The 23,100-nt window shown below is 35.5% G+C and carries 18 protein-coding genes; 4 read left to right on the top strand and 14 right to left on the bottom strand.

The window, feature by feature from the left end:
- Positions 1-4: 4 nt before the first annotated feature.
- From csy3 to carA, 7 genes are all read right to left on the bottom strand, one after another.
- Positions 5-1,024 carry a type I-F CRISPR-associated protein Csy3 gene (csy3, locus tag A9G37_RS02465; RefSeq protein ID WP_065561649.1) on the bottom strand — a complete coding sequence of 340 codons (1,020 nt, stop codon included), beginning with the start codon at positions 1,022-1,024 and terminating at the stop codon, positions 5-7.
- Between the two features lie 35 nt (positions 1,025-1,059).
- Positions 1,060-1,983: a type I-F CRISPR-associated protein Csy2 gene (csy2, locus tag A9G37_RS02460; RefSeq protein ID WP_065561648.1), complete on the bottom strand. Its 924-nt coding sequence runs from the start codon at positions 1,981-1,983 to the stop codon at positions 1,060-1,062.
- The gene (gene csy1, locus A9G37_RS02455; protein ID WP_065574526.1) at positions 1,983-3,359 is read right to left on the bottom strand and encodes a type I-F CRISPR-associated protein Csy1; all 1,377 of its coding nucleotides are present in this window, start codon (positions 3,357-3,359) and stop codon (positions 1,983-1,985) included. Before csy1 ends, csy2 begins: the two co-directional genes overlap by 1 nt.
- A gap of 341 nt (positions 3,360-3,700) precedes the next feature.
- Complete coding sequence (gene cas3f, locus A9G37_RS02450) at positions 3,701-7,012, bottom strand: type I-F CRISPR-associated helicase Cas3f (RefSeq protein WP_065574525.1); 3,312 nt, start codon at positions 7,010-7,012, stop codon at positions 3,701-3,703.
- A complete protein-coding gene (gene cas1f / locus A9G37_RS02445; RefSeq protein WP_065574524.1) occupies positions 7,009-7,962 on the bottom strand; it encodes a type I-F CRISPR-associated endonuclease Cas1f in 954 nt (317 codons plus the stop codon). The genes cas3f and cas1f overlap by 4 nt, the downstream gene beginning before the upstream one ends.
- A 165-nt stretch (positions 7,963-8,127) precedes the next feature.
- On the bottom strand, positions 8,128-11,343 hold the full coding sequence (carB, locus tag A9G37_RS02440; protein ID WP_065574523.1) for a carbamoyl-phosphate synthase large subunit: 3,216 nt from the start codon (positions 11,341-11,343) through the stop codon (positions 8,128-8,130).
- A 2-nt stretch (positions 11,344-11,345) separates the two neighbouring features.
- Complete coding sequence (gene carA / locus A9G37_RS02435; RefSeq protein ID WP_034909414.1) at positions 11,346-12,506, bottom strand: glutamine-hydrolyzing carbamoyl-phosphate synthase small subunit; 1,161 nt, start codon at positions 12,504-12,506, stop codon at positions 11,346-11,348.
- 270 nt (positions 12,507-12,776) lie between these two features.
- Here carA and argF point away from each other — a divergent pair, with 270 nt between their 5' ends.
- Both argF and A9G37_RS02425 read left to right on the top strand, forming a co-directional pair.
- A complete protein-coding gene (argF, locus tag A9G37_RS02430; RefSeq protein ID WP_065574522.1) occupies positions 12,777-13,787 on the top strand; it encodes an ornithine carbamoyltransferase in 1,011 nt (336 codons plus the stop codon).
- Positions 13,788-13,886: 99 nt separating this feature from the next.
- On the top strand, positions 13,887-14,384 hold the full coding sequence (locus A9G37_RS02425; protein WP_065574521.1) for a phosphatidylglycerophosphatase A family protein: 498 nt from the start codon (positions 13,887-13,889) through the stop codon (positions 14,382-14,384).
- A gap of 55 nt (positions 14,385-14,439) precedes the next feature.
- On the opposite strand, the gene nadK is transcribed toward A9G37_RS02425, so the two are convergent.
- Positions 14,440-15,318 (bottom strand): NAD(+) kinase, encoded by an 879-nt coding sequence (gene nadK, locus A9G37_RS02420; protein WP_065574520.1) that lies wholly within the window; start codon positions 15,316-15,318, stop codon positions 14,440-14,442.
- Between the two features lie 158 nt (positions 15,319-15,476).
- Between nadK and grpE the strand changes: the two genes are divergently transcribed.
- A complete protein-coding gene (grpE, locus tag A9G37_RS02415; protein ID WP_034909401.1) occupies positions 15,477-16,061 on the top strand; it encodes a nucleotide exchange factor GrpE in 585 nt (194 codons plus the stop codon).
- A gap of 44 nt (positions 16,062-16,105) precedes the next feature.
- On the opposite strand, the gene def is transcribed toward grpE, so the two are convergent.
- Positions 16,106-16,618 (bottom strand): peptide deformylase, encoded by a 513-nt coding sequence (gene def / locus A9G37_RS02410; protein ID WP_034909396.1) that lies wholly within the window; start codon positions 16,616-16,618, stop codon positions 16,106-16,108.
- Positions 16,619-16,774: 156 nt separating this feature from the next.
- Between def and dprA the strand changes: the two genes are divergently transcribed.
- On the top strand, positions 16,775-17,881 hold the full coding sequence (gene dprA / locus A9G37_RS02405) for a DNA-processing protein DprA (protein WP_141671017.1): 1,107 nt from the start codon (positions 16,775-16,777) through the stop codon (positions 17,879-17,881).
- A gap of 89 nt (positions 17,882-17,970) precedes the next feature.
- Here the strand turns inward: dprA and rraA are convergent, their stop codons facing one another.
- From rraA to A9G37_RS02380, 5 genes are all read right to left on the bottom strand, one after another.
- A complete protein-coding gene (gene rraA, locus A9G37_RS02400) occupies positions 17,971-18,462 on the bottom strand; it encodes a ribonuclease E activity regulator RraA (RefSeq protein WP_034909391.1) in 492 nt (163 codons plus the stop codon).
- 89 nt (positions 18,463-18,551) lie between these two features.
- A complete protein-coding gene (locus A9G37_RS02395; RefSeq protein ID WP_034909388.1) occupies positions 18,552-19,454 on the bottom strand; it encodes a 1,4-dihydroxy-2-naphthoate polyprenyltransferase in 903 nt (300 codons plus the stop codon).
- 141 nt (positions 19,455-19,595) lie between these two features.
- On the bottom strand, positions 19,596-20,756 hold the full coding sequence (locus A9G37_RS02390) for an ABC transporter permease (protein ID WP_034909608.1): 1,161 nt from the start codon (positions 20,754-20,756) through the stop codon (positions 19,596-19,598).
- Positions 20,757-20,773: 17 nt separating this feature from the next.
- Entirely contained in the window at positions 20,774-21,913 is a 1,140-nt protein-coding gene (locus A9G37_RS02385) for an ABC transporter permease (RefSeq protein ID WP_034909384.1), read from the bottom strand.
- On the bottom strand, positions 21,895-22,866 hold the full coding sequence (locus A9G37_RS02380; RefSeq protein ID WP_034909382.1) for an HlyD family secretion protein: 972 nt from the start codon (positions 22,864-22,866) through the stop codon (positions 21,895-21,897). The genes A9G37_RS02385 and A9G37_RS02380 overlap by 19 nt, the downstream gene beginning before the upstream one ends.
- Between the last annotated feature and the right edge of the window lie 234 nt (positions 22,867-23,100).

Here is a 23,100-nt window from a genome sequence, read left to right as displayed (position 1 = left end):
TAATTTACTCCTTGCCACTAGCACCAAAGACACCACCACGAATTAATACCGCAATAACATAATGTTGTTGCTCAAGCAATGGTTTTTCACCTTTTAATACCCAATTATCAAATAAGGTATAAAAGTCTAATTTCTGTTTTGGTTGTCGGAAAGCATGCCCCATTGATGTCACCGAGCCATACGGTTCTATTGCTATTGGGAATTGAGCATTATCGTCATACCAAGTATCGATAGTTCGAATTGCATTGCTGATTTTTTGTGAATGCATGGCAGCTTGGTCATTTTTTTTATATAAAATTTTACTTTTATTCTCATTTTTAGCTTTATCTTCATCCATAATGAGCTCTTGTGAAGGATACACCTCTTGCCCTAAGCCCATTTTCAGTTTGGCTTCAACGTTAAAAATCACAAACTCTTTACCAGATAATCCTGTTTCAATCAGTGTAGCAAGATCATTCACCGATTTATCATCATAATCAAATGAATTAAGCTGGTATTTCTTAACATCACTGACTTCGACCATTGGTTTTTCATCATTTTTACGAATAATTGAAATACTAATTTTTTCTGCTGCCATACGGTTACGCCATAACCAACGACCATTTAATATATTAATAGCATAGCGTTTAGCCAGCTCTTGCATTCCTTCATTTTGAATATAGCCTTGAGTCACTTTTGTAATTTCTTTTTGATATTCTATATCATTGCAGACAGAACAATTACCCGAAAAAGGCAACACTTTACAGCTCCACTTAACTAATAGCGTATCTTTATCACAATCCAGCGCTGCTATATCTACTTTTTGTAGGTTGGGTTTTTGAATTGCTGAATCTAACTTTGCTGGATCTGGCGAAAGTGGGTTTTTTAGACGATTCGAAATAGTACATCGTATTGATTTTTCGGTTAACTTAACGGGGGATATATTAATATCATCACTATTTTGCTGTGCAAAAATCGCATCTGAAATATCAAAGCTACGTTCAAAAGCAAGTACGCTGGCGGTGGTGATTTTATCTTTACTCATAATGTATTCCTTAGTCTATAATTATCTAAATTTACTTAATTAGTTTCTTGATTGATAATATAAATTTCTGCATCATTAGATTGCAATTCACTGCATTTATAACGCCAAAAAGCCTGTGATAAACTCTCTTTCAAACGTAAAGGAAAGACCCATTTACCAAGCCCATAAATACACTCCACAAATTGTGTGGCATGCTCATTACTGCGTGCATGTTCAACCTTACCCGCTGAAAATAACGGTGAAATAGCTTGATATCCAAGAGGAATAGGTACAAGCCAGCCTCGCCCTTGTTTTACTGAAGTTGAATACCAGTGATTCTTTCCTTCAGGATGATGGTGTAACTTTGATGTTTCAATTAATGCGTCAAGAGCAGTGGCATTAGGATCTTGCTGCTGTAATTCATCTGTGATATCAAGGAGATCCTTTGGCGATTCAACTAATACATAACCTGGTAATAATGCATAAATTAAATTATCTTTAGGATCTGAAGCAGAATATAGTTCTACCGACTCAATATCAACAACATGCCCTCCAGCTATACGTTGCTGGAAAAGCTTTTGCTTCATTTGATTGATGAATGCTTGCTTTTCATCATCATCATTCAATGTTTCGCGATCTTCAACTTTTACTTCAACCAATAACGAAACATCAAGATGAACACGTCCTTCTTCAATAATTGGACGAACATCACCATTTTTTGCCAACGGATTACGTTTCAGGCAAAATTTATAATCAGAAAACACTTTTTGACGATAAACTTGTAGATCATAGTCATGACATGTAATTAAAACTCCATCTAAATAAATAGGATCAACGGACTCAATTTTTCGACTTAAAGCATGAATTGCTCCTAAAAATCCCGAAATAGAAGGAAAACCGTATGTTAATGGGCTAGATATTGCATTAGCATCATGAATTTGAACATGATCAAATAATAAATAATAACGTAATGAGGCCATTAAAATACTCCTTGCTTTTTACGCTGACTTATTTTTACAGCTTTTTTAAATTCACGAAGCCATTCCCTATATTCAGGATCAGAAAATTGTTCTTTAATATTGCCGAATTTATTTTTTAAAATCGTTTGAATCCAAAAAGCAAATTGATCTTCTAAATCAAACAACCAATTACTCTGTTCATATTCCTGTTTAAATTTATCTTCATCTTCTAATTGGGCCCGCTGTGGATCAAGCCAAAGTTTTTGTGCCATCTTGAGTGAAAATTCACGGCTCCAACCGGCTGGCATCGTCATCTGAATATGTCTAGCAAATTGAAACAGTCCTTTTAAAATCAAATCAAACGCATCTTTACGATTATCTCGCTCCTCTACAACATTTTTGGGAGCTTTAACCATGTCAAACAATAATTTAAAACCAAATCGGCAAAAGTATTGTAGAGAATGATTAAAAATCGTTTTTTGTTGTTTTCTTATTGATGGGAATTGGGATTTTTCAAATTTAGGTGGCATTGAAGGTAAAAGAAAATTTCTTCCATTTTGAAGTTGATTAAGTTGTCCTACATTTAGAGGCTTAGTTCCTCCTAATTTTAGTACAGCTAACTCATTAAAAGAAAAATACGATTTATGTTCTGTATCTTTATTTGATCTTTGTATACGAGACCTTTTATTTTCTTCCGAATTTCTTGTTTGAATCTTTTGAAAAACAGCATAACAAAGGGAATTAGGATACAATGGCATTAATAAACGATAATTATTTTCTTGTTGTGACAAATAACTGTCCTCGCTATTAGGCCAAAAAACTTGCTTATTCAAATCAGAAGATTTAAGGTTTTCAAAATCATTTGAGAGCGCCTTTTTTAAAGAATCCAAATATTGGGTGGCTTTTTGATTATCATCAGATAACGCATTTAATATTTCAGGATGACCATCTACAATTAGCTGAAATAAAGTCACATTATCTTTGACTGTTTGATTAAGGAAATTAAAAACACTGGTTATTCTAGCCGCATTATTTGTACAATCAAAAGATAAATTTCGTTGTGTTGCCGATGATATGTAATGTTGAAATTTAGGTTTAGTTTGCAAAATATAGTTAATATTACAATGTTTAATTGCTGTATGAGCACCTTTTCCTGAATGCGTAACAACTGATGTGCCTTTTACCTTTTCATTAATAAAGTTCTCCATCCAAACATCAAATTCAAAATTTTTACTTAGCTCTTTTATTTGCAATTCGTATTCAACTATTAAATTAATATCTTCTGATAATTTTGCTTTTTCTAATTTTGATAATAACTCCCCATATTCCTTGCTATTAAATTTTGCAAGTATATGTTCTATAGATTTTCTAATATCTTTTCGAGAAATATTATCCATTTACCCTCCTCATGTTTTTATATATGAAATTAATGGTCTCAAATATAACAATATAAGCCTTTAGATAAGTTTTATGATGCATTGAATCTTAAATATATATTTACATAAAAACATTGTCAATAAATAATCAGAATATGGATTTATTTTCATTAAAATAAAAAAACCACTTATACAGCGGTAAAATTAATAAACAATCATAATATTTTCTAAACTGCTTACACAGCAGTGTCATCAAGTATAAAAGAATTAAATCTTTTTTACTAGCAACCATTATTCACCTGACGATATTTTGTCAAAAAGTTTCAGGTAACTATGTGTTTCAGTATAAAAACAATATTCTTTTATCCTTTCTTTTCATAAAATCCTAAATAAGGATGAAAATACCAACTGCTATTACGATATAAGCTTACGCTACAAAATTTATTCGCTAATCGATATGGCGTTTTATTTGGGAAATATTCGGTTATTTTTGCTATGGCTTGCTCGACACTATTAACCAACCAAGGTTGAATGTTAGGATTAGCAAATGACCATTTTTTATATTCAATTATACTATTTTGTGTATCTTCGCAGCGCTCATCTGGTGTTTGCCATGCGATATCTGCATAGCAGAATTGATAATCGCCATCGTCGTCGAGTTGGCAAATATATTCATCTTGTGTCTTATCATTTCCTCTAAATGGCGAAATCGCCTGTAAATGCACACAATGGTGATGAGCTAAGCCTTGTTGCCAATAGCTGGTCACATAATTACTTTTACGGGCATTAATTGCAAAAAGATCTGCCATGACCTTATGTTCTAATTCAGCTAGCGTTAGCCCATCTTCAGGGCAGGACTTAATACGTGGAACCGCATCAATATTTACTAACTGATGAGCTGGAATTAGTTCATTGGTTTTATGGGTTTTCAGCAAAAATAATGGTTTTTCTTCAAACCCCGGTTTAGTAAAACAGGCTTTATCCGTACAATACTTAGATTCAATTGCTTTTAAATTCGAGCCTAATATGGCCACATTGGCCTTTTGTGCCATTTTTTGTGGTCGATGTCGCCAGACTCGCCCCACCAACTGGATAATTGACCGCATGGATGATGGTTCGACAACCGCCCAATCATAATCGTGATCACGCCCGACTTCGGTGACTGGTGTGCCAATCACAATAAAGATATGATTTTCTTTCTTGCTACCTTTTATAGATTGGAGAATTTCGGGTTGGCTAAATAGAGCCTGTTCATCACTGCGATTTAAAATTCTATCAAGTTTTTCTTCTAACTGGCTACGCAATAATAGCAGTTGTCGAGCATGATAAACCACGATATGAAAAGCAGTATCACTAGGTAACTTCTTTTGTTCGTAAATTTGTTCGGTAAGTGAAATAACATCTTCTGTATGGGCAAAACGCATTAAACCGATACTTACCTTTTTTTGTGATGTTTTATCAATTTGATGATGATCTTGGTGAAATTGATAAGCTTGATCTAATAATTGTTTAGCTAGCACACCATAATTAATTTTTTGGTTTTCTGTTTTATTTTCTTGGTAATTTAGTAGATCTAAAATATGCCCTTTACGGCGGATTGCGCTTTGTGCTAATTGATGAATGCGCATTGCTACAAATTGTTGATGGTGATCTCGAAACGTTTTAGTATCAGCAATTTGTGATATCGACTGTTCATATTCATCAAACCAACCACATACAATGGTATTATCGGCATATTGGTTATTTTGATTCCAAATTTTTCGTCCTGCTTGGTAAGCATCAAATAATCCGGCAATTAAATCTGGCGTTAAGGTCGCCGATGACAGCAGTACTTTGCTCCCAAACAATCCAGCTAAATGCACTAAACGCGCTAGCGCTGGCAAGTCGTGTTGATCAAAATCATCCGGCTCATCTAAAATCAGATCTGAGGTTAACAATCTTAACGTGGGTGCAATATATTTACCGCCTCGGGTACATTCGCTAGCTTGAATAATATGGTCAATAGTGCATGTCACAATGGGCGCATAAAGTAATTGCCGTGCTTTACTGTCTTCGATAATTGTCCCTAATTCACAATCCGCAATACCACTTTCTGCTACATCAAGATATTCATCAAGTAACGATTCGATAGATTCACTACCTTGGTTTTCTGAATCGTTTTGTTCAATGTTTTCATTACTCAGTTCAAACAAGGTTTTTGTGGCTCGCCCACCCACTAAAATCGCCAGATGTTCATCACTTAAGTGTAATCTTTCTCTTAATGCTTTACCTGTTTGCAACGTTAAAACACGTAATCCCAATGCAATGGTAAAACGCACGCCCCGTTTTGGATTTGAAAGCGCATACATAATCCGCCCATTGGCTAAGGTTTTACCACAGCCAGTCGATGCCATATTAACACCAAAAAAGCCACATTCATCGGAGAAATTTTGATAACTTTTTGCTAAATCAAAAGCATGATTTTGCCATTGAAATCGTTTTATAGTTGTTCGTTTGGTAAAAGGTTTATGTTGATTGATTGCAGGTAATTCCGTGGTTATTTTAGGTAATAAACGAGCAAAACGGGCTGAAAAATTAGCAACACCGACCAAATGATCATCCAAACACTGTTTGGCTTCTTTTTGGTAATTTGTGTTGGCAATCAGTATTGCCCTATTTTTTTTTGCCTCGTCATTTGATAAAGATAAACTTGAGTAGTTATGATCAGCCACCATTAAGCTTAAACGTGAAATATGCAATAAAAACGCGTCAATATTAGACAATTGCATTAAGGGAACATGATTTAGGGCTTTGGTTGCATAACGGCTTAGTTTTTTCAGCCAAAGCTGGCTTAAGGTAATATCGCTCTTAAGCTGCCAAAAATCATCGGGTGAAGTATGTTGACTATGACTATTTTTAACCCATTTATCAATTGCCTTAAATGTTTTATAAAAACTTCGGATAGTTAAACCAGATATATCAAAATCTATTTTCTGTAAATTTTTAATATCACCCGTTAATGAATCCGGTAAAAACGGCATTCGATGATGCGACACAATGAGCCACGCAATCCATTGTGCCAATAAAGGTAGTTGAGTAAGATCATTTTTTTCGACTTGGGTGAGCTGTTTGTACCAATTAGGATTCTGTTGTCGATATTCAGTAAAATTCGCTAATCGATCAAATAAGGCTTCGTTCGTGGTGCAGTCTTGAATCATTAATAAAAATAATTGTAACGAAATCCATTCATGTCGGTAAGGATCAGCCGCCACAGCCGTTTCTGCTCGTAATTTAGATTGAAAACCAATCGTTGCTTTACCTAAATCATGAAGTAGTGCCGCTATGGTTGTAATTAATTGAATGGTGGTTGCATATTGCCAACAATTTTCGCTGTCACTGCGTAAAATATTACGTTTAGTACGATTAGTTGGGACTCGTCCCTCTTGATTAAACTGACTGCGATCGCCCACAATCCACAAAAGATTAGTTAAATTTTTACCATGTGTCCAATAACATGCAACAGCAGTATTTTTTCGTGCAGTTTTGCGTAATAATTTATAGAGCGTTTGTAACCCTGCTTCGGTCATTGGACTTTGCCATGTTCGTTCACCGCAGCGCTCAGCGAACTGATCGATAATCCGCCTTGTTTCGGTTAAGGCATTTTTTTTGCATTGACTAACAAGTAAAATATTCATATTTGATCTGCTATCTGTTTTAAAGTATCAATAATCCTATCAAGTGCACCTGATTGAGCAAATTGCGCAATACATGCCATACGAAATTCTTTTTCACTATCGCCTTGTTTGGCTGATAAAAAGGCCTGAGGTAATACAATGCCATCTTTAATAATATCTGCCGCATCAAAAACTAATCCACCCCGGCGAGTTTTTCCGTGTAAAATAGCAAGTCCATGAGGGAGACCTAACACCCAACAAGCCGTTGCGCCAAGTCCATAGGCTAAATAGTTACCATGATCTAAAAATTGATTAGCGGGATCATGACTCTTGCCTCGTGTGCCTTGTTCCCGTTTAAATTTGTCATCTTGTAAGGTTAATTGATTTGCCATGCTATAAAGACGTTTGCTAATTCGCCCTTCTGCGGCTAAAAGTGCTTGGCTATTATCAACATCGGTAAATTGTTCTGTTGCATCAGTAAGAATATGCGCCAACTGCGTTTTATCAATATCCCAATCAAATTGCGGCCAACACTCACTAATAATATTAAGCCGTGTTTGTTGCAATAATTTAGCTGCTTGTAATCGACGTTCATCATCAAACCAAAATTGACACCAGCTTTGTAGATATTCTGTCGGGCGATATTCACTTTGTGGCGAAAAAAATTGACAAGCGAATTCAGATTCGGTTGATGAAAATAGAGGCGTTCCGCCTCCACCACAAAAGCCAATCATGACACCTGCCCGTGAAAGCTCTCGCACTGCCGCTTGCGTTAATGATGTTCCCGTGCCTAATAAAATACAGGTAGTATTAGCTATTGGGATATTCCAATATAACGATTGTTGACCTTGCTCAGTGACATATTCGACTCGCCCGCCATTAACCAAAACACGGCAATGCTCTAAATAATAAATATTGGCACGCTTGGAATGCATGATCGTTTTTAGATCAGAAGAATGAATCATATCCATGGTAATAACTAATTAAATTGATTGAAATATAGCAAATAAATTAACATTATTCTGTATCAAAAACGAGCATTTTATTGTTTATTAAGAACAATTACATGATTTCTAAGTTATTATATTGTGGATGGAATTTTTAAAGACGAGTGATACTCGTCTTTATCTTTGTGATTAGCAATAAAGTTGCTGTAATGGCGTTACAGTTTGTGCCGGATCGTAATCTAGCGCTGCAGTTGTAGCATAAGCAGCATTCATCGTGGTATCGTAATGTACCTTATATTGAATGGCACTTCGACGTAATACTTTTGAGGCTTCAATAGCTGCTCGTCCAGAAGTGGTATTAAGAATATAGCTATATTCGCCATTTTTTATATGGTCATGGATATTTGGTCGTCCTTCGTTTTCTTTTTTTACGACTTGGCATGGTATATTTGCTTGTTGTAATACCTTTGCCGTGCCAATAGTTGCATCAATACTAAACCCATGAGTAATTAACCGTTTAGCTACCTCTAACAGCCTTGTTTTATCCTGATCGCGAACCGATAATAATGCTTTCCCTGATTTTTTCATATTAGATAAACTGCCTAGCTGGGCTTTAGCAAAGGCTTCAGCAAAGGTTTTACCAATTCCCATTACTTCACCAGTTGAGCGCATTTCAGGACCTAATATTGGGTCGACACCACTGAATTTATTAAACGGTAATACCACTTCTTTTACCGAATAATAAGGAGGAATCACCTCTTTAGTCACATTTTGCTTGGCAAGTGATTGCCCCGTCATCACGCGAGCCGCTATTTTCGCCAGTGGTAAACCCGTTGCTTTTGAGACAAAAGGTACTGTACGAGCTGCACGAGGATTGATTTCGATCAAATAAATTTGATTATCTTTCACCGCAAATTGCCCATTCATTAAACCTTTTACATTGAGTTCAAGTGCTAATTGTTTGGCTTGTTGTCGTAGTTTGTCTAAAATATCTGCAGTTAATGTGTGTGTTGGTAGTGAGCAAGCGGAATCACCAGAGTGAATGCCTGCTTGTTCAATATGTTCCATAATGCCACCAATCAGGATTTGCTCACCATCAGCAATTACATCAATATCAACTTCAATTGCATCATCTAAAAAGTGATCAAGTAAGACTGGTGCATTATTTGATTCGCTTACCGCTGTTTTAAAATAACGCCTTAAATCTTGTTCATTATAGACAATTTCCATTGCTCGACCTCCTAATACATAAGAAGGTCTAACCACTAATGGATAACCTATTTTTTCTGCTTCAATGACAGCCTCGTTAATATCGGTCACTGTGGCGTTGACAGGTTGTTTTAATTTCAGTTTATCGACGACTTCTTGAAAGCGTTTACGATCTTCGGCTTTATCTATAGCATCAGGTGAGGTACCAATAATTGGTAGCCCTGCTGCTTCAAGCGCACGAGCAAGTTTTAACGGTGTTTGCCCACCGTATTGCACAATAACACCATCTGGTTTTTCAACATGTGCAATTTCAAGCACATCTTCAAGCGTAACTGGCTCAAAATAGAGGCGGTCAGAAGTATCGTAATCGGTTGAAACCGTTTCGGGATTACAGTTAACCATAATGGTCTCATAACCATCCTCATGCAGTGCCAATGCCGCATGTACACAGCAATAATCAAACTCAATACCTTGTCCAATCCGATTAGGACCACCACCAAGGATCATAATTTTTTTACGGCTAAATTGAGGATTAGCTTCACACTCTTGCTCATAGGTTGAATAAAGATAAGCGGTATCTGTTGCAAATTCAGCCGCACAGGTATCAACACGTTTATAAACAGGGTGAATTTGATATTGATGGCGTAAATCGCGAACAGCTTGTTCTGTGGTATTAAGCAGTTTGGCGATGCGTAAATCTGAAAAACCTTTACGTTTTAATTGCCATAATGTTTCTTGATCAAGTTGCGCAAGTAATTGTTCCTTTAGCTTGTTTTCAAGGTTAACCAACTCTTCAATTTGTACTAAAAACCAACGATCAATATTGGTAAGTAAAAAGATATCTTCTAAGCTCAATCCTGCCCTAAAAGCATCAGCAATATACCAAATCCGATCAGCGCCCGCTTCTTGGAGCTCATAACGAATTTTGGTGATATTTTTTTCATCAGTATAATTATCAATTTTAGGATCAAATCCTGAAGCGCCAACTTCAAGCCCTCGCAACGCTTTTTGTATTGATTCTTGGAAGGTACGCCCAATGGCCATCACTTCACCAACTGATTTCATTTGTGTGGTTAATCGATCGTTACAACCAGCAAATTTTTCAAAATTAAAGCGTGGAATTTTGGTAACAACATAATCAATTGACGGTTCAAATGAAGCGGGGGTTTTTCCGCCTGTTATATCATTAGATAATTCATCAAGCGTATAACCGACAGCCAGTTTGGCGGCGATTTTCGCGATAGGAAAGCCCGTTGCTTTCGAAGCTAAGGCAGATGATCGTGACACCCGTGGATTCATCTCAATAACAATTAATCGCCCTGTCTTTGGATCAACCGAAAATTGTACATTGGAGCCACCAGTTTCAACACCAATTTCACGCAGTACCGCGATCGAAGCGTTACGCATGATTTGGTATTCTTTATCCGTCAAAGTTTGTGCCGGAGCCACCGTAATTGAATCACCTGTATGAATACCCATTGGGTCGAAGTTTTCAATTGAACAAACAATAATGCAGTTATCATTTTTGTCTCGAACTACTTCCATTTCATATTCTTTCCAACCTATTAATGATTCATCAATAAGTAGTTCATTGGTTGGCGAAAGATCAAGTCCTTGAGTACAAATTTCGTCAAACTCTTCGGTATTATAAGCAATGCCGCCACCGGTGCCCCCCATGGTAAATGATGGACGAATAATGCAAGGAAAACCAACTTGATCAAGAACGACGTAAGCTTCTTTAAGTGAATGAGCAATTCCTGAGCGAGCGGTATCAAGACCAATTTTTTTCATCGCCTCATCAAAGCGTTTCCGATCTTCGGCTTTATCGATAGCATCTGCTGTTGCACCTATCATTTCAACATTAAATTCTTTCAATACACCTTGTTTTTCAAGCTCTAATGCACAGTTTAACGCTGTTTGACCGCCCATGGTTGGTAAAATGGCGTCTGGCCTTTCTTGTTCAATAATCTTACGAACGCTTGTCCAATGAATGGGTTCAATATAAGTGGCATCGGCCATTTCAGGATCTGTCATGATAGTGGCTGGATTAGAGTTAACTAAAATAACACGATAACCTTCTTCACGCAGCGCTTTACAGGCTTGAGCACCAGAATAATCAAATTCACATGCTTGACCAATAACAATTGGGCCAGCACCAATAATTAGTATACTTTTTATATCTGTTCGCTTAGCCATGATTATTGCTCCTGCTTATAAATTTTAATTAACTCAATAAAGTGGTCAAAAAGCGATGCTGCATCATGAGGCCCAGGACTGGCTTCGGGATGACCTTGAAAACTAAAAGCCGGTTTTTGATTGTGATGAATGCCTTGTAATGAACCATCGAACAGTGATTTATGCGTCGCTCGTAAATGAGCTGGTAAGCTTGCTTCATCTACAGCGAAGCCGTGATTTTGTGCAGTGATCATTACCTTATTATTTTCTAGATCTTTAACAGGATGATTACCACCATGATGACCAAACTTCATTTTGATAGTTCTAGCACCACAAGCAAGCGCAAGAAGTTGATGGCCTAAACAAATGCCAAAAATAGGAATATCTGTGTTTAAAAACTGCTTAATGGCATCAATCGCATAACTGCAAGGTGCAGGATCTCCTGGGCCATTAGATAAAAAGATCCCATCGGGCTTTAAAGCAAGGACTTGTTTTGCTGTCGTTTTTGCTGGTACAACGGTTAATTTACAACCACGCTCAACTAACATTCGCAAAATATTACGTTTTACACCAAAGTCGTAAGCAACAACATGATATGGTAATTGGCTTTCTGGTTTTGGAGCAGGCTGTTGCTGTTGCCTTGTCCACATGCCCTGTGACCAAATATAACTTGTCAAACAAGTCACTTCTTTAGCTAAATCAAGCCCACTTAATCCTTTAAAATCGATTGCCTGCTGTTTAGCTATTTCGGCTTTTTCAAGTAAGGTCGTTTTGTCCGTTGCTGTTATGATGACGCCATGCTGTGCACCTTTTTCACGCAAAATACGGGTTAAGCGCCGCGTATCAATATCCGAAATGGCAATAACATTATGTTTTTTTAAATAGCTAGAAAGACAGAGTTCACTTCGATAGTTGCTAGCTAATAATGGCAAATCACGAATAATCAAACCTTTTGCATAAACTTGGTTCGATTCGGCATCGGTATCATTCGTTCCTACATTACCAATGTGCGGGTAGGTTAATGTAACCAATTGCTCACAGTAAGACGGATCGGTAAGAATTTCTTGGTAACCTGTCATTGAGGTGTTAAATACCACTTCCCCAACTGTTTGACCATCAGCACCAATTGATTTCCCAATAAATTGCGAACCATCTTGTAACATAAGGAGGGCATAAGTTTGCATGACTAAAAGATCCTTTGAATGAATTATCATGAATTTTGAATAAAAATTCAATTTTACCTAGCTACAAAGATACAATATTTGGTCATTTTATTACACTTTTTTGTACAAAAAAAGCAATATCATAAAAATTATTTTAATAATTAAGTCTAATTTTTGAGACTTATCTCAACATAAAGGTAAAATGTTAGGGTTATTATGATGTTTAACTTGAATTTGCATAATTATTCAAATAGAATCATTTACATCATTACGGTTATTAGGAGCTATATCATGCACGGTTTTTATCAGCGTCATTTTTTACGATTACTTGATTTTACCCCTACCGAAATCAATCAATTAATTAATCTTGCTATCGAATTAAAACAAGCCAAACAACAAGGGCAAGAACAACAACATTTGATTGGTAAAAATATTGCATTAATTTTTGAGAAAGACTCCACCCGTACACGTTGTGCTTTTGAGGTTGGTGCATTTGATCAAGGTGCAAATGTCACTTATTTAGGACCAAGTGGTAGTCAAATCGGTCATAAAGAATCAATTGCGGATACCGCACGCGTGCTGGGTCGAATGTATGACGGTATTGAGTATCGTGGTTATGGCCAAGAGATCGTTGAAACATTAGCCCAATATACTGGTGTACCAGTATGGAATGGCCTAACGACCGAAGCACATCCAACCCAAATTTTAGCCGATTTTATGACAATGAAAGAGCATATAGGCAATCGCCCATTAAGTAGCATTAAATTTGCCTATTTAGGCGATGCCCGTAATAACATGGGAAATTCGTTAATGGAAGGTGCGGCTTTAATGGGAATGGAAATTCGTTTAGTTGCACCAAAGGCCTGTCATCCCGAAGCCGAACTCGTACAAAAGTGCCAAGATATAGCAAAAAATACGGGGGCAAAAATTATCTTAACCGAAGATGTTGCCAAAGGAGTTAAAGACGTCGACTTTTTATATACTGATGTATGGGTATCAATGGGTGAGCCTAAGGAAGTTTGGGATGAGCGTGTTAAATTATTAACACCTTATCAAGTGAATGAAAATGTTATTAAACTTACCAATAATCCAAATGTCAAATTCATGCACTGTTTACCCGCTTTTCATGATATGAACACTACCGTCGGTAAACAGATGGCAGCTCAATATGGTTTAACCAATGGACTTGAAGTGACTAATGATGTGTTTGAATCTGAACATAGTATTGTTTTTGATGAAGCCGAAAACAGGCTACATACCATTAAAGCGGTAATGGTTGCAACATTAGCCAAAGATGAATAATATTGCCATAATCGATACTTAAATGCTTAGCTAAAAAATTAGGCACTTTCTTTTTGCCGGCTTAATGTCGGCAAATTTTATTTAAAAGAATATTAGATTATGACAAAACAAGAACGAAATAAAGATTTTAAAAAATTCATCAAGTTAACCAATCCCATTCATTTTTTAGCTGTAGGACTAGGTAGTGGTTTATCTCCAATTATGCCCGGAACAATGGGATCGTTAATGGCGATTCCACTTTGGCTATTATTTTATGGTTTACAACCAGCTTTATACTGGGTATTTATTTTAGTGACTTTTATTTTTGGTTGTTTTATTTGTCAAAAAACATCGGATGATACCCATACGCACGATTCAGGGCATATAGTATGGGATGAATTTGTTGGCATGTGGATCACCCTATTTTTTATTCCACAACTTTCTGTTATGTGGATTGCGATAGCCTTTGTAGCATTTAGGATTTTTGACATGGCAAAACCGTGGCCAATTCGTTGGTTTGATAAACGTATACCTAGCGGTTTTGGTATTATGGTGGATGATGTGATTGCAGCTATCTTTTCATCATTCACCGTTTATATCATGACATTGGTTATTTAAGATGTAATCTTATACTAAAATACATACTTTCCTGAAAGTTTTTTACAAAAATAGATTAAAACATCTTTTGCGACCATCCTAACTTAGTCGAAAGATTATTAAAATAATCATAATCTTTGGTATGAATTAAATTAAATTCATATAAAGATCGGCGAATAATCACATCTTGCGTTGGTTTGACTGGTAAAATAATTTGGCTATCACAGGCAATATTTAAATCAAGCGCAGTAGTTGGAAATTTAAGATGAATTGGATTATTGCCTTTGATAACCAAAGGTCTAACTGCTAACGAATGCGGAAACATTGGCGTAATAATTAATGCATCTAAATGAGGCGCTAAAATAGGGCCTCCAGCCGATAACGAGTAAGCGGTAGAGCCTGTTGGCGTTGCAATAATTAACCCATCAGCTCGCTGTGAAAACGCATTACGTTCATTAATGTAAACATCATAGTCAATCATATGCGCTACAGTGTTAGGAGTGACGACAATTTCGTTTACGGCGAAACTCGAATTAATCAAATTACCATTATCATAAATGGAAACTTCTAATAAAAAACGAGGATCATCCTCATATTCACCGGCAATAACAGGACTTAATTGTTCAATTACTTGTTCATGCGAGATATCCGTTAAGAAACCGAGATTACCTCGATTAACACCAATCACTTTGATTTTATAGTGTGACAAGTACCTAGCCGAACGTAGCATATTTCCATCACCCCCCACAACAATGGCTAGGTCAGCTTGTTCACCAATTGCTTCTAACGAAGCGTAATGGCTAACTGGAAATTGAATATGATCCGCTAAGCGATCTTCAACTAGCACATGAATACCAAGACTAACAAGCCAATCATAAAGCACTTGATGAGTTTCGATTGCCTCTAATTTACGAGGAAGCCCAATGAGACCAATGCATTTAAAAGGTGTATTCATAAAATATCCTTGTTATTCTTTTATATAAACAATATGTATTTTTTCGTCACAGGTCAAAAAATTACATATCAATTTACTGATAAGCTTGTAATCATAAAAATTGTCCCCATAATAACCGTAATTCACTAAGTTTTCGACTACATTATTTGGAGTACCTTATGACAGAGCAAGATAAAAATATGTCAGAAAATGAAACTAACATTGACACACCAGCTGAAGAAACAACAGAGCAAGAAGCTCCAGCGCAACCAAGTCTAGAAGAGCAATTAAACGCAAAAGATGCACGTATTGCAGAGCTAGAACAAGCATTACAGTTGGCTAAAAAAAATGAAAGCGAAGCCATGATTCGTGCGCGAGCTGAAATTGATAATGTTCGTAAACGTGTTGAACAAGATGTTGATAAAGCTCGTAAATTTGCACTAGAAAAATTCTCTAATGAATTATTACCCGTTATTGATAATTTAGAACGAGCTTTAGAATCTACAGATAAAACCAACCCTGAGCATAAAGCTACTGTTGAAGGGTTAGAGCTGACATTAAAATCATTCCTAGATACTGTCAAAAAATTTGGTATTGAAGTGATTAATACTGAAGATTCACAACTAAATCCTGATGTGCACCAAGCAATTAGTATGGTTGAATCACCAGAACATCAATCAGGTCAAATAGTAAATACCATCCAAAAAGGCTATACCTTAAATGGCCGGTTAATTCGTCCTGCGATGGTAATTGTTGCTAAATAGTTATCTTTAGATAGGTTAACCGCCAATCACTGTGGCGGTTAATTTTATTGATTCCGTTGCTCCTCACGAGCAAGTTTCTTCATTTTTTGTTCAATTCGTTGACGTTTTAATGGTGAAAGGTAATCAACAAAGAGTTTACCTTTTAAATGATCCATTTCGTGTTGGATACAAATAGCAAGTAACTCATCGGCATCAATTTCGTAAGGATTGCCATGGCGATCTAGTGCTTTAATTTTGATTTTTTCTGCTCTTGGCACAAATCCACGACAATCAGGAACCGATAAGCACCCTTCCTCAATACCCGTTTCACCTTCTTGGCTTATCACTTCAGGATTGATGATCACATAAACTTGGCTTTTATCTTCTGATACATCAATAACAATAATTTGTTTATGTACATCAACTTGGGTTGCTGCAAGCCCAATACCGTTTTCGTCGTACATGGTTTCGATCATGTTATCAATGATCGTTTGTAGCTCAGGGGTGAACTTGGTAACAGGCTTAGCAACTTTGCGAAGTCGCTCATCAGGAAAACGTAATACCGGTAAAATAGCCATAAATTCTTCGATCTACTCCTCAAATTTCGGGTTTATTCAAACTATTGCTCATTGTAAACATTTATCATACTGATGAATAGCCCTTGTTGGCTATTGGTAGTATTTATCTTATCAATTCAAGATATCTAAATCATTTAAAACGAGTGCGGAAAGATTATGATGAGTAAATATGAATTCTTATTAAGAATTTCAATGGTTGGATATGGAAAACAAAATATTTTTGAAAAAATTGGACAGTTTTTTGCTAACGGTTTACCAAGTAGCATACAAAATGTGCCTTGTTTGTTAAATAAACTAGGATTGTCGGATGTTCAAATAGTGCGTTTTTATGAAACATCATATCTTCATTTAGAGCCAATACTTCAATGGTTAGAATCACCCCACCCACAAAAACACCTTATTGCTTATTGTGATAACGATTATCCTTTATTACTTAAACAAATTTGTTCTCCGCCTTTATTGTTGTTTGTTTTAGGTAATCGACAGTTATTACATTCACCTCAATTAGCTATGGTTGGAAGTCGTGAATTTAGTGAATATGGAGCACAGTGGGGACGATATTTTGCTAGTGAATTAGCTATTAATGGTTTAACAATTACCAGCGGTTTAGCGCTTGGATTAGATGCTATTTGCCATCGTGGCGCACTTGAAGTATCGGGTCATACCATCGCAGTGTTAGGTAGCGGTTTAGCAAAAATTGCACCAAGATCAAATTTAAACTTAGCCAATGATATTTTGGAGCAAGGTGGGACTATTGTGTCCGAATTTTTTCCATTTGAAAAAGCCAGATCCGTCTATTTTCCTCGTCGGAACCGAATTATTAGCGGGTTAAGTTTAGGAACTTTCGTGGTTGAAGCTTCAGAAAAAAGCGGCTCGTTAATTACTGCGCGCTATGCACTTGAACAAAATCGAGATGTATTTGCCTTACCAGGTGATATTAACAATGAAAACTGTAGTGGAACTCACTATTTAATTAAACAAGGCGCTTATTTAGTTTCTAAACCAGTTGATATTTTAGAGCATTATTATAGTTATTTATCAGCAGTAAATAGCTCGTGTAATCAGTTTAAAGAAGAACAAAATAATTCTATTTTGTATCCTGAAATTTTTGCTGTGATTCATCATCAACCTATCCCTGTTGATATTATTGCTCAACAAGTAAATATGTCGATTTCAGAAGTGAGCGTCAAATTATTAGATATGGAACTAGAAGGTTTAATAAAGACGGTAACAGGCGGTTATATTCGTAATCGAGTGATTTAAAATTCAAGATTTTTTTGTTAAAAAGTTTCAGGTAAGTATACGTTTAAGTATAAAAACCACCGATAGGTACCGGTGGTTCACACTATTTTTTATTTATCTTCAATTTCAAGAGCAATTTCAGATAGGATGATACCTGTGTTATCAGCATAGACAAAATCACCTGAGAAGAAAGTCACTCCACCAAAATTAACACGAATATCAATTTCACCAATGCCTTGATCTTCAGCACCAACAGGAATAGCTGCTAGAGCTTGAATGCCAATATCGGCTTCAGCTAGATAATCAACTTGGCGAACAGCACCATAAACAATTATTCCTTCCCATTGATTTTGAACAGCAATATCTACTAGCTCTGCATCAATTAGCGCTCGACGAACAGAACCACCCCCATCAATAACAAGGATTTTTCCTGAGCCGTCTGATTGCAAAATTTCGTATAGTAAGCCGTTATCTTCAAAACATTTAACTGTTACAGCTTGACCTGAAAACGATGCTACACCACCAAAATTACTAAATATTGGTTCAACTACGTTAACATCTTCTGGGTAATAATCGCAAAGAATTGAAGTATCAAACTCCATTATCAAGTCTCCTTTTGCTGTGATATATAAGTTTATTTAGTATAACGCTAATACCAAGTAAAATGATATTAAAATTAAATAAACGTGAACTAACTCAAAATAATCCCCAAACAATAAAGTAAATTAGTCAATAAAGCAAGTTTGACCATCTGTAATAATAAAGGTACCCCTTCTTTGTGCGTATTAAATTGAAAAACCATATAAATATGTTTAATAAATAACGGTAATGTTAATATAAACAAACCGCTCCAGATTGTTTGTAATTTATTGTATGCAAATAAACTTAGCGAACAAAATGCTATGAGTAATAGTAATAAATGATAATATCGCCCCATACATTTACCAATCATTACCACTAAAGTACGCTTATTACTTTTTCGATCTAGTTCTATATCACGAAGGTTATTGATATTAAGCACAGCAACGGATAACAAACCACAGCCTAAAGAAGGTAAAATAATGGATAAAGAGAATACCTTAGTTTGCAAGTAGAAACTACCCATGACGCCAATCAAACCAAAAAAAGTAAGTACTGATAGATCGCCAAATCCAATATAGCCGTAAGGTTTTTTACCCATGGTATAAGTTATTGCGGCAACAATAGATAATAATCCTAATAATATAAAAATAAATAATTCATAAATATTATTACAAGCAAATATAAGCAAAATCAGCCCAAATAAAATACATAAAAAAATATTAATCCATAGCGCTATTTTTAGCTGCTTAAGTGTAATTAAGCCTAATTGTATACCTCGATTATGGGCAGTAAGATTGTTTTGATCGCTACCTTTAATTTCATCTCCGTAATCATTGGCTAGATTAGAAAGAATTTGTAACAATGATGCTGTAATTAATGAAAACAGTAGTATCCAAAAACTAAATTGATGTTGCCAATAAGCTAGTGCATTACCTACTAATATCGCAGAAAGAGAAAGAGGTATGGTTTTTAACCGTAAACTAATAATCCATGGGTAAAATTTATTGTACATTCAATAACGGTATTATTTTTAGTGAAAACTATAAATCATAATAACAGGAATACTGAATCAATTCACTGTGTTAGTAATAAAAAGCTCCTTCAGTAAAACTCAGATTATTTTCCGTATATGCACTTTACCCATATTTATCATTTAGCTACGCATTTTTAAATATCGAAACGTTTTCATTTTTCTAAATATACTTCTAACTTTTCCTTCTCGTAAGGCTGATATAAAAATACCTAACGAGCTATATATTACTCCTAGTAAAAGTATCATAAATATATTTAGCCAGTTATCTGATAAGCTTAACCCCATTTGATTCACTCCTGCAATCATATTGGTTGCCCAAGTTGAAGGTAGAGAATAAGAAACACATTGTACCCATAATGGCATTGCATCAATAGGCCAAATGGTTCCTGAAAGATAGAAAACAGGAGTGGTTAAAAATGCTAATGTAAGATATATCATCTCAGTACGGCGTAAACATTCTGTTAGTAATTTGCTCAAACCTAGCGCCCCAAGTAATAGTGGAAATGTCATGATTAATATTTCGGGAATGCTAGCCAATTGCCGATAACCAAGTATCCAAGGCCATAAACCAAATAATACAATAGATAAAAATAACCAGATAGGTAATAACCCACATAAACTGCCAAAGACAACAATTTTAGGCGGTTTGCCTTGGGGTAGCGAATTTAGGGTGATATTAGTACGAGTTGAAGCAATTAAAAAAGAGTGTTGTAACAACATGACTAACAAACCTGGAAAGGTAATGGCGGCAAAACTGATGCCTGCATTATAAAGTGGTTCAGTTTGGCCTTTTATAGGTGATAAAATAATATTGATCTGTTTATCTGAAAATCCGTTATTACGCATTATTTTAGTATTATATTCAGTCAATATCTGCTGATATATCCCTTTTATATCAACTTGAATTAAACCATTAGCTAAACGACTTGAAGCATCACCATATGCAGGTATTGTAACTTCTTCACCATTTATTAGGCGCTTTTCAAAATCTCTTGGAATTGTGATCACAGCAAAAAGTTTACGATTATTAATATCATCATAAGCCTGAAGAGAGCTTTCATAAATAATTGTATCAATTTTAGAACTTGTTTCTAATGAGCGAATTAAACCACGGCTTGTTGGAGTATGATCTTGATCAACAATTGCTATCGGTAAATTAGTGATAGTTCCATTAATATAAACAAGGCTCATTAATGATACTGACAATAGTAGCAATAACCACATTGGTCGTCCTAACAGATAAAAGAATATTCTTATAAATGAATACCAAAATATTTTAATCATCTAAATTTATCCTCTTACTGTGAATGTAAACGCCTTACTAGACGCTTTCTAACTAACACGGTAATAATAATTGGATAGATCATTAAAATTCCGCATGTTTTTAACACCGACAAATAACTAGAATGACGCAAAAACAGATCGAACAGTTTATTTAGTGCATAAGTTAATGGTTCAAGCGAAGAGATAAATCTAGCAATCCATGGCATGGATAGTTCAGGTACAACAACACCAGAATAAGTTAATGCAAGTCCAACTAAAATACCTATATAAGTATAGGCATCAATAGGAGTTTTAGTAAAAGTGTATAGCAAAATACCAATGCTTTGTGCAGCAATAACATAGAAAAATACCACTATCATCATGGCAAAAGGAGAACCTGATACACGCGCATTAGAAAACAAAACGAGCATAGCAATTTCAAAAATAAGCAGCATAGTAAACCAAATTGTATAAGGTGCTAATTTTCCTAAAACAAAAGGGTAGCTAGGACGAGTTCGCTTTGGCAACTGTGCTAAAATGTGAATTGTTGTGGTTACAACAAATAGCTGCAATAAATGCACTACTGCGGAAAATTGTTGGAAGTACATTGAGTTACCACTAGCATTAAATAAACCATCATAATTAAAGTTAACTTTTGCCAATGAGGGAACTGGCATGCCAATGCTAGTAGCCATGGTGGTTCGATATTGGGTATTGATTGTTGCTATCAACCCAGAATAATCCATGATCGAATATAATCCAGCACTATAATATAACGCATTATAGTAAAGCATTGGTGTAGGTTGGCGACCTGATAATACATCCGCTTCAAAATTAGGTGGAATATAAAGTAGCGCATAAATTTTTGCTTTTTGCAGATCACGCTCAGCATCAAAAAGTTGGCTATCATAATTGATAAGATCTGCATGTGCAGCAGCATTAAGATTACGCACAAGTTCGCGTGATAAGATACTCTTATCTTGATCAATATATCCTACTGGTAAATCATATAATACACCTCGATAAAAAATACTACTAATTAACACAAAAATAATTAGTGGCATAATCCACATTAACCAGTGAAAGGTAAACCGCCTAAAAATTTGTGGTATTTCGGCGTTAAACGCCTCTTTAAAACGATGCCAGAAATCTAACATTATTTGTCTAGCTTCCATAATGTGCTCATACCTGCACGTAAACCTTCAACTGGTACAATAGGATAGAGTCTGACTTCAAAGGTTTTCAAATCAAAATCTCCTGTTGCTCTTGTTGCTCGCTTAGTTGCATAATCGCCCATTGGTGCTATATAACGAATTTCAGCTTCAATCTCTTTGTGATTGAGTGCAGGTACTTCAAGTATAATATGATCGCCTTTGCGAATATTAGACATGATATCTTCACGCAAGTTAAATACAAAATAAGCTTGAGGTAGTTGAATCACTGTTAACAATGGGCTGTTAGCATTAAACAATTCGCCGACTTCAGCAGGAATAGAACCTATTTCGCCCGTTACTTGCGCTTTAACTTGTAAATCATCATATTGTATTTGTAACTGTTTAAGTTGCTCTTCGGCTTCTTCCAATTTAGCTACATAAATTTCACGTTGTTCAATGCGATCTCCATTTTTAGCCTGATCTAAATTAGCTTGTGCTGATTGAACTTGTTGAAAAGCTGAGTCACGTGTTTTTAAAGCATTATCTAAGATAGATTGAGAAACATAGCCTTTAGCCGAAATCGCTTTGTTACGCTCATATTCTTTGGAAGCATTATCATATGCTACTTTTGCTTGCTTAAGAATTGCTTCATAATAACGAATGCTTTCTTCACGAGTTCCATGCTCCGAAAGTGCTAATTGAGCTTTTGCTTGGTCTCGTGCAGCTTCAGCAGCTTTAACTTGAGCTAAAAGTTCAGGGCTATCGAGAGTAATAAGAATATCATTAGGTTTAACATCATCACCTCGATGAAAATGAATAAATTTCACTCTACCTTTGGCTTTAGACGAAACGTTAACATTCGGTGCATCAACTTCACCTTGTAGGATAAACTGACTATTGTGTGAGCGAATTAAAATCGTCATTGATATTAAAATAACGATTAACGCAATAATAGTAAAAACTTTTTTGTTCATAAAATTCTGTATAGAGTGGTATTAAAAAGAGATAAGAAATAGAGAATTAAAATTATTATATGCTTTGTAAAATAAAACATATGTAAAATTTACTCTCGCCCATTATACGAAAATTGCTTTATTTACACAAAATTTATAAATTTAATTTAAAAATGAATTAATATCAATACTAAGTTAGTATAGTGGTAACTGATTTTTTATATCTACTTAAAATAAATTTTATTAATTATAAAA

Source organism: Gilliamella sp. GillExp13, from assembly GCF_001690815.1.
In the GTDB taxonomy this organism is placed as follows: Bacteria; Pseudomonadota; Gammaproteobacteria; order Enterobacterales; family Orbaceae; genus Gilliamella; species Gilliamella bombi.
The sequence above is the reverse complement of the archived record's forward strand: the minus strand, read 5'-3'. Positions and strand labels throughout refer to the sequence as shown.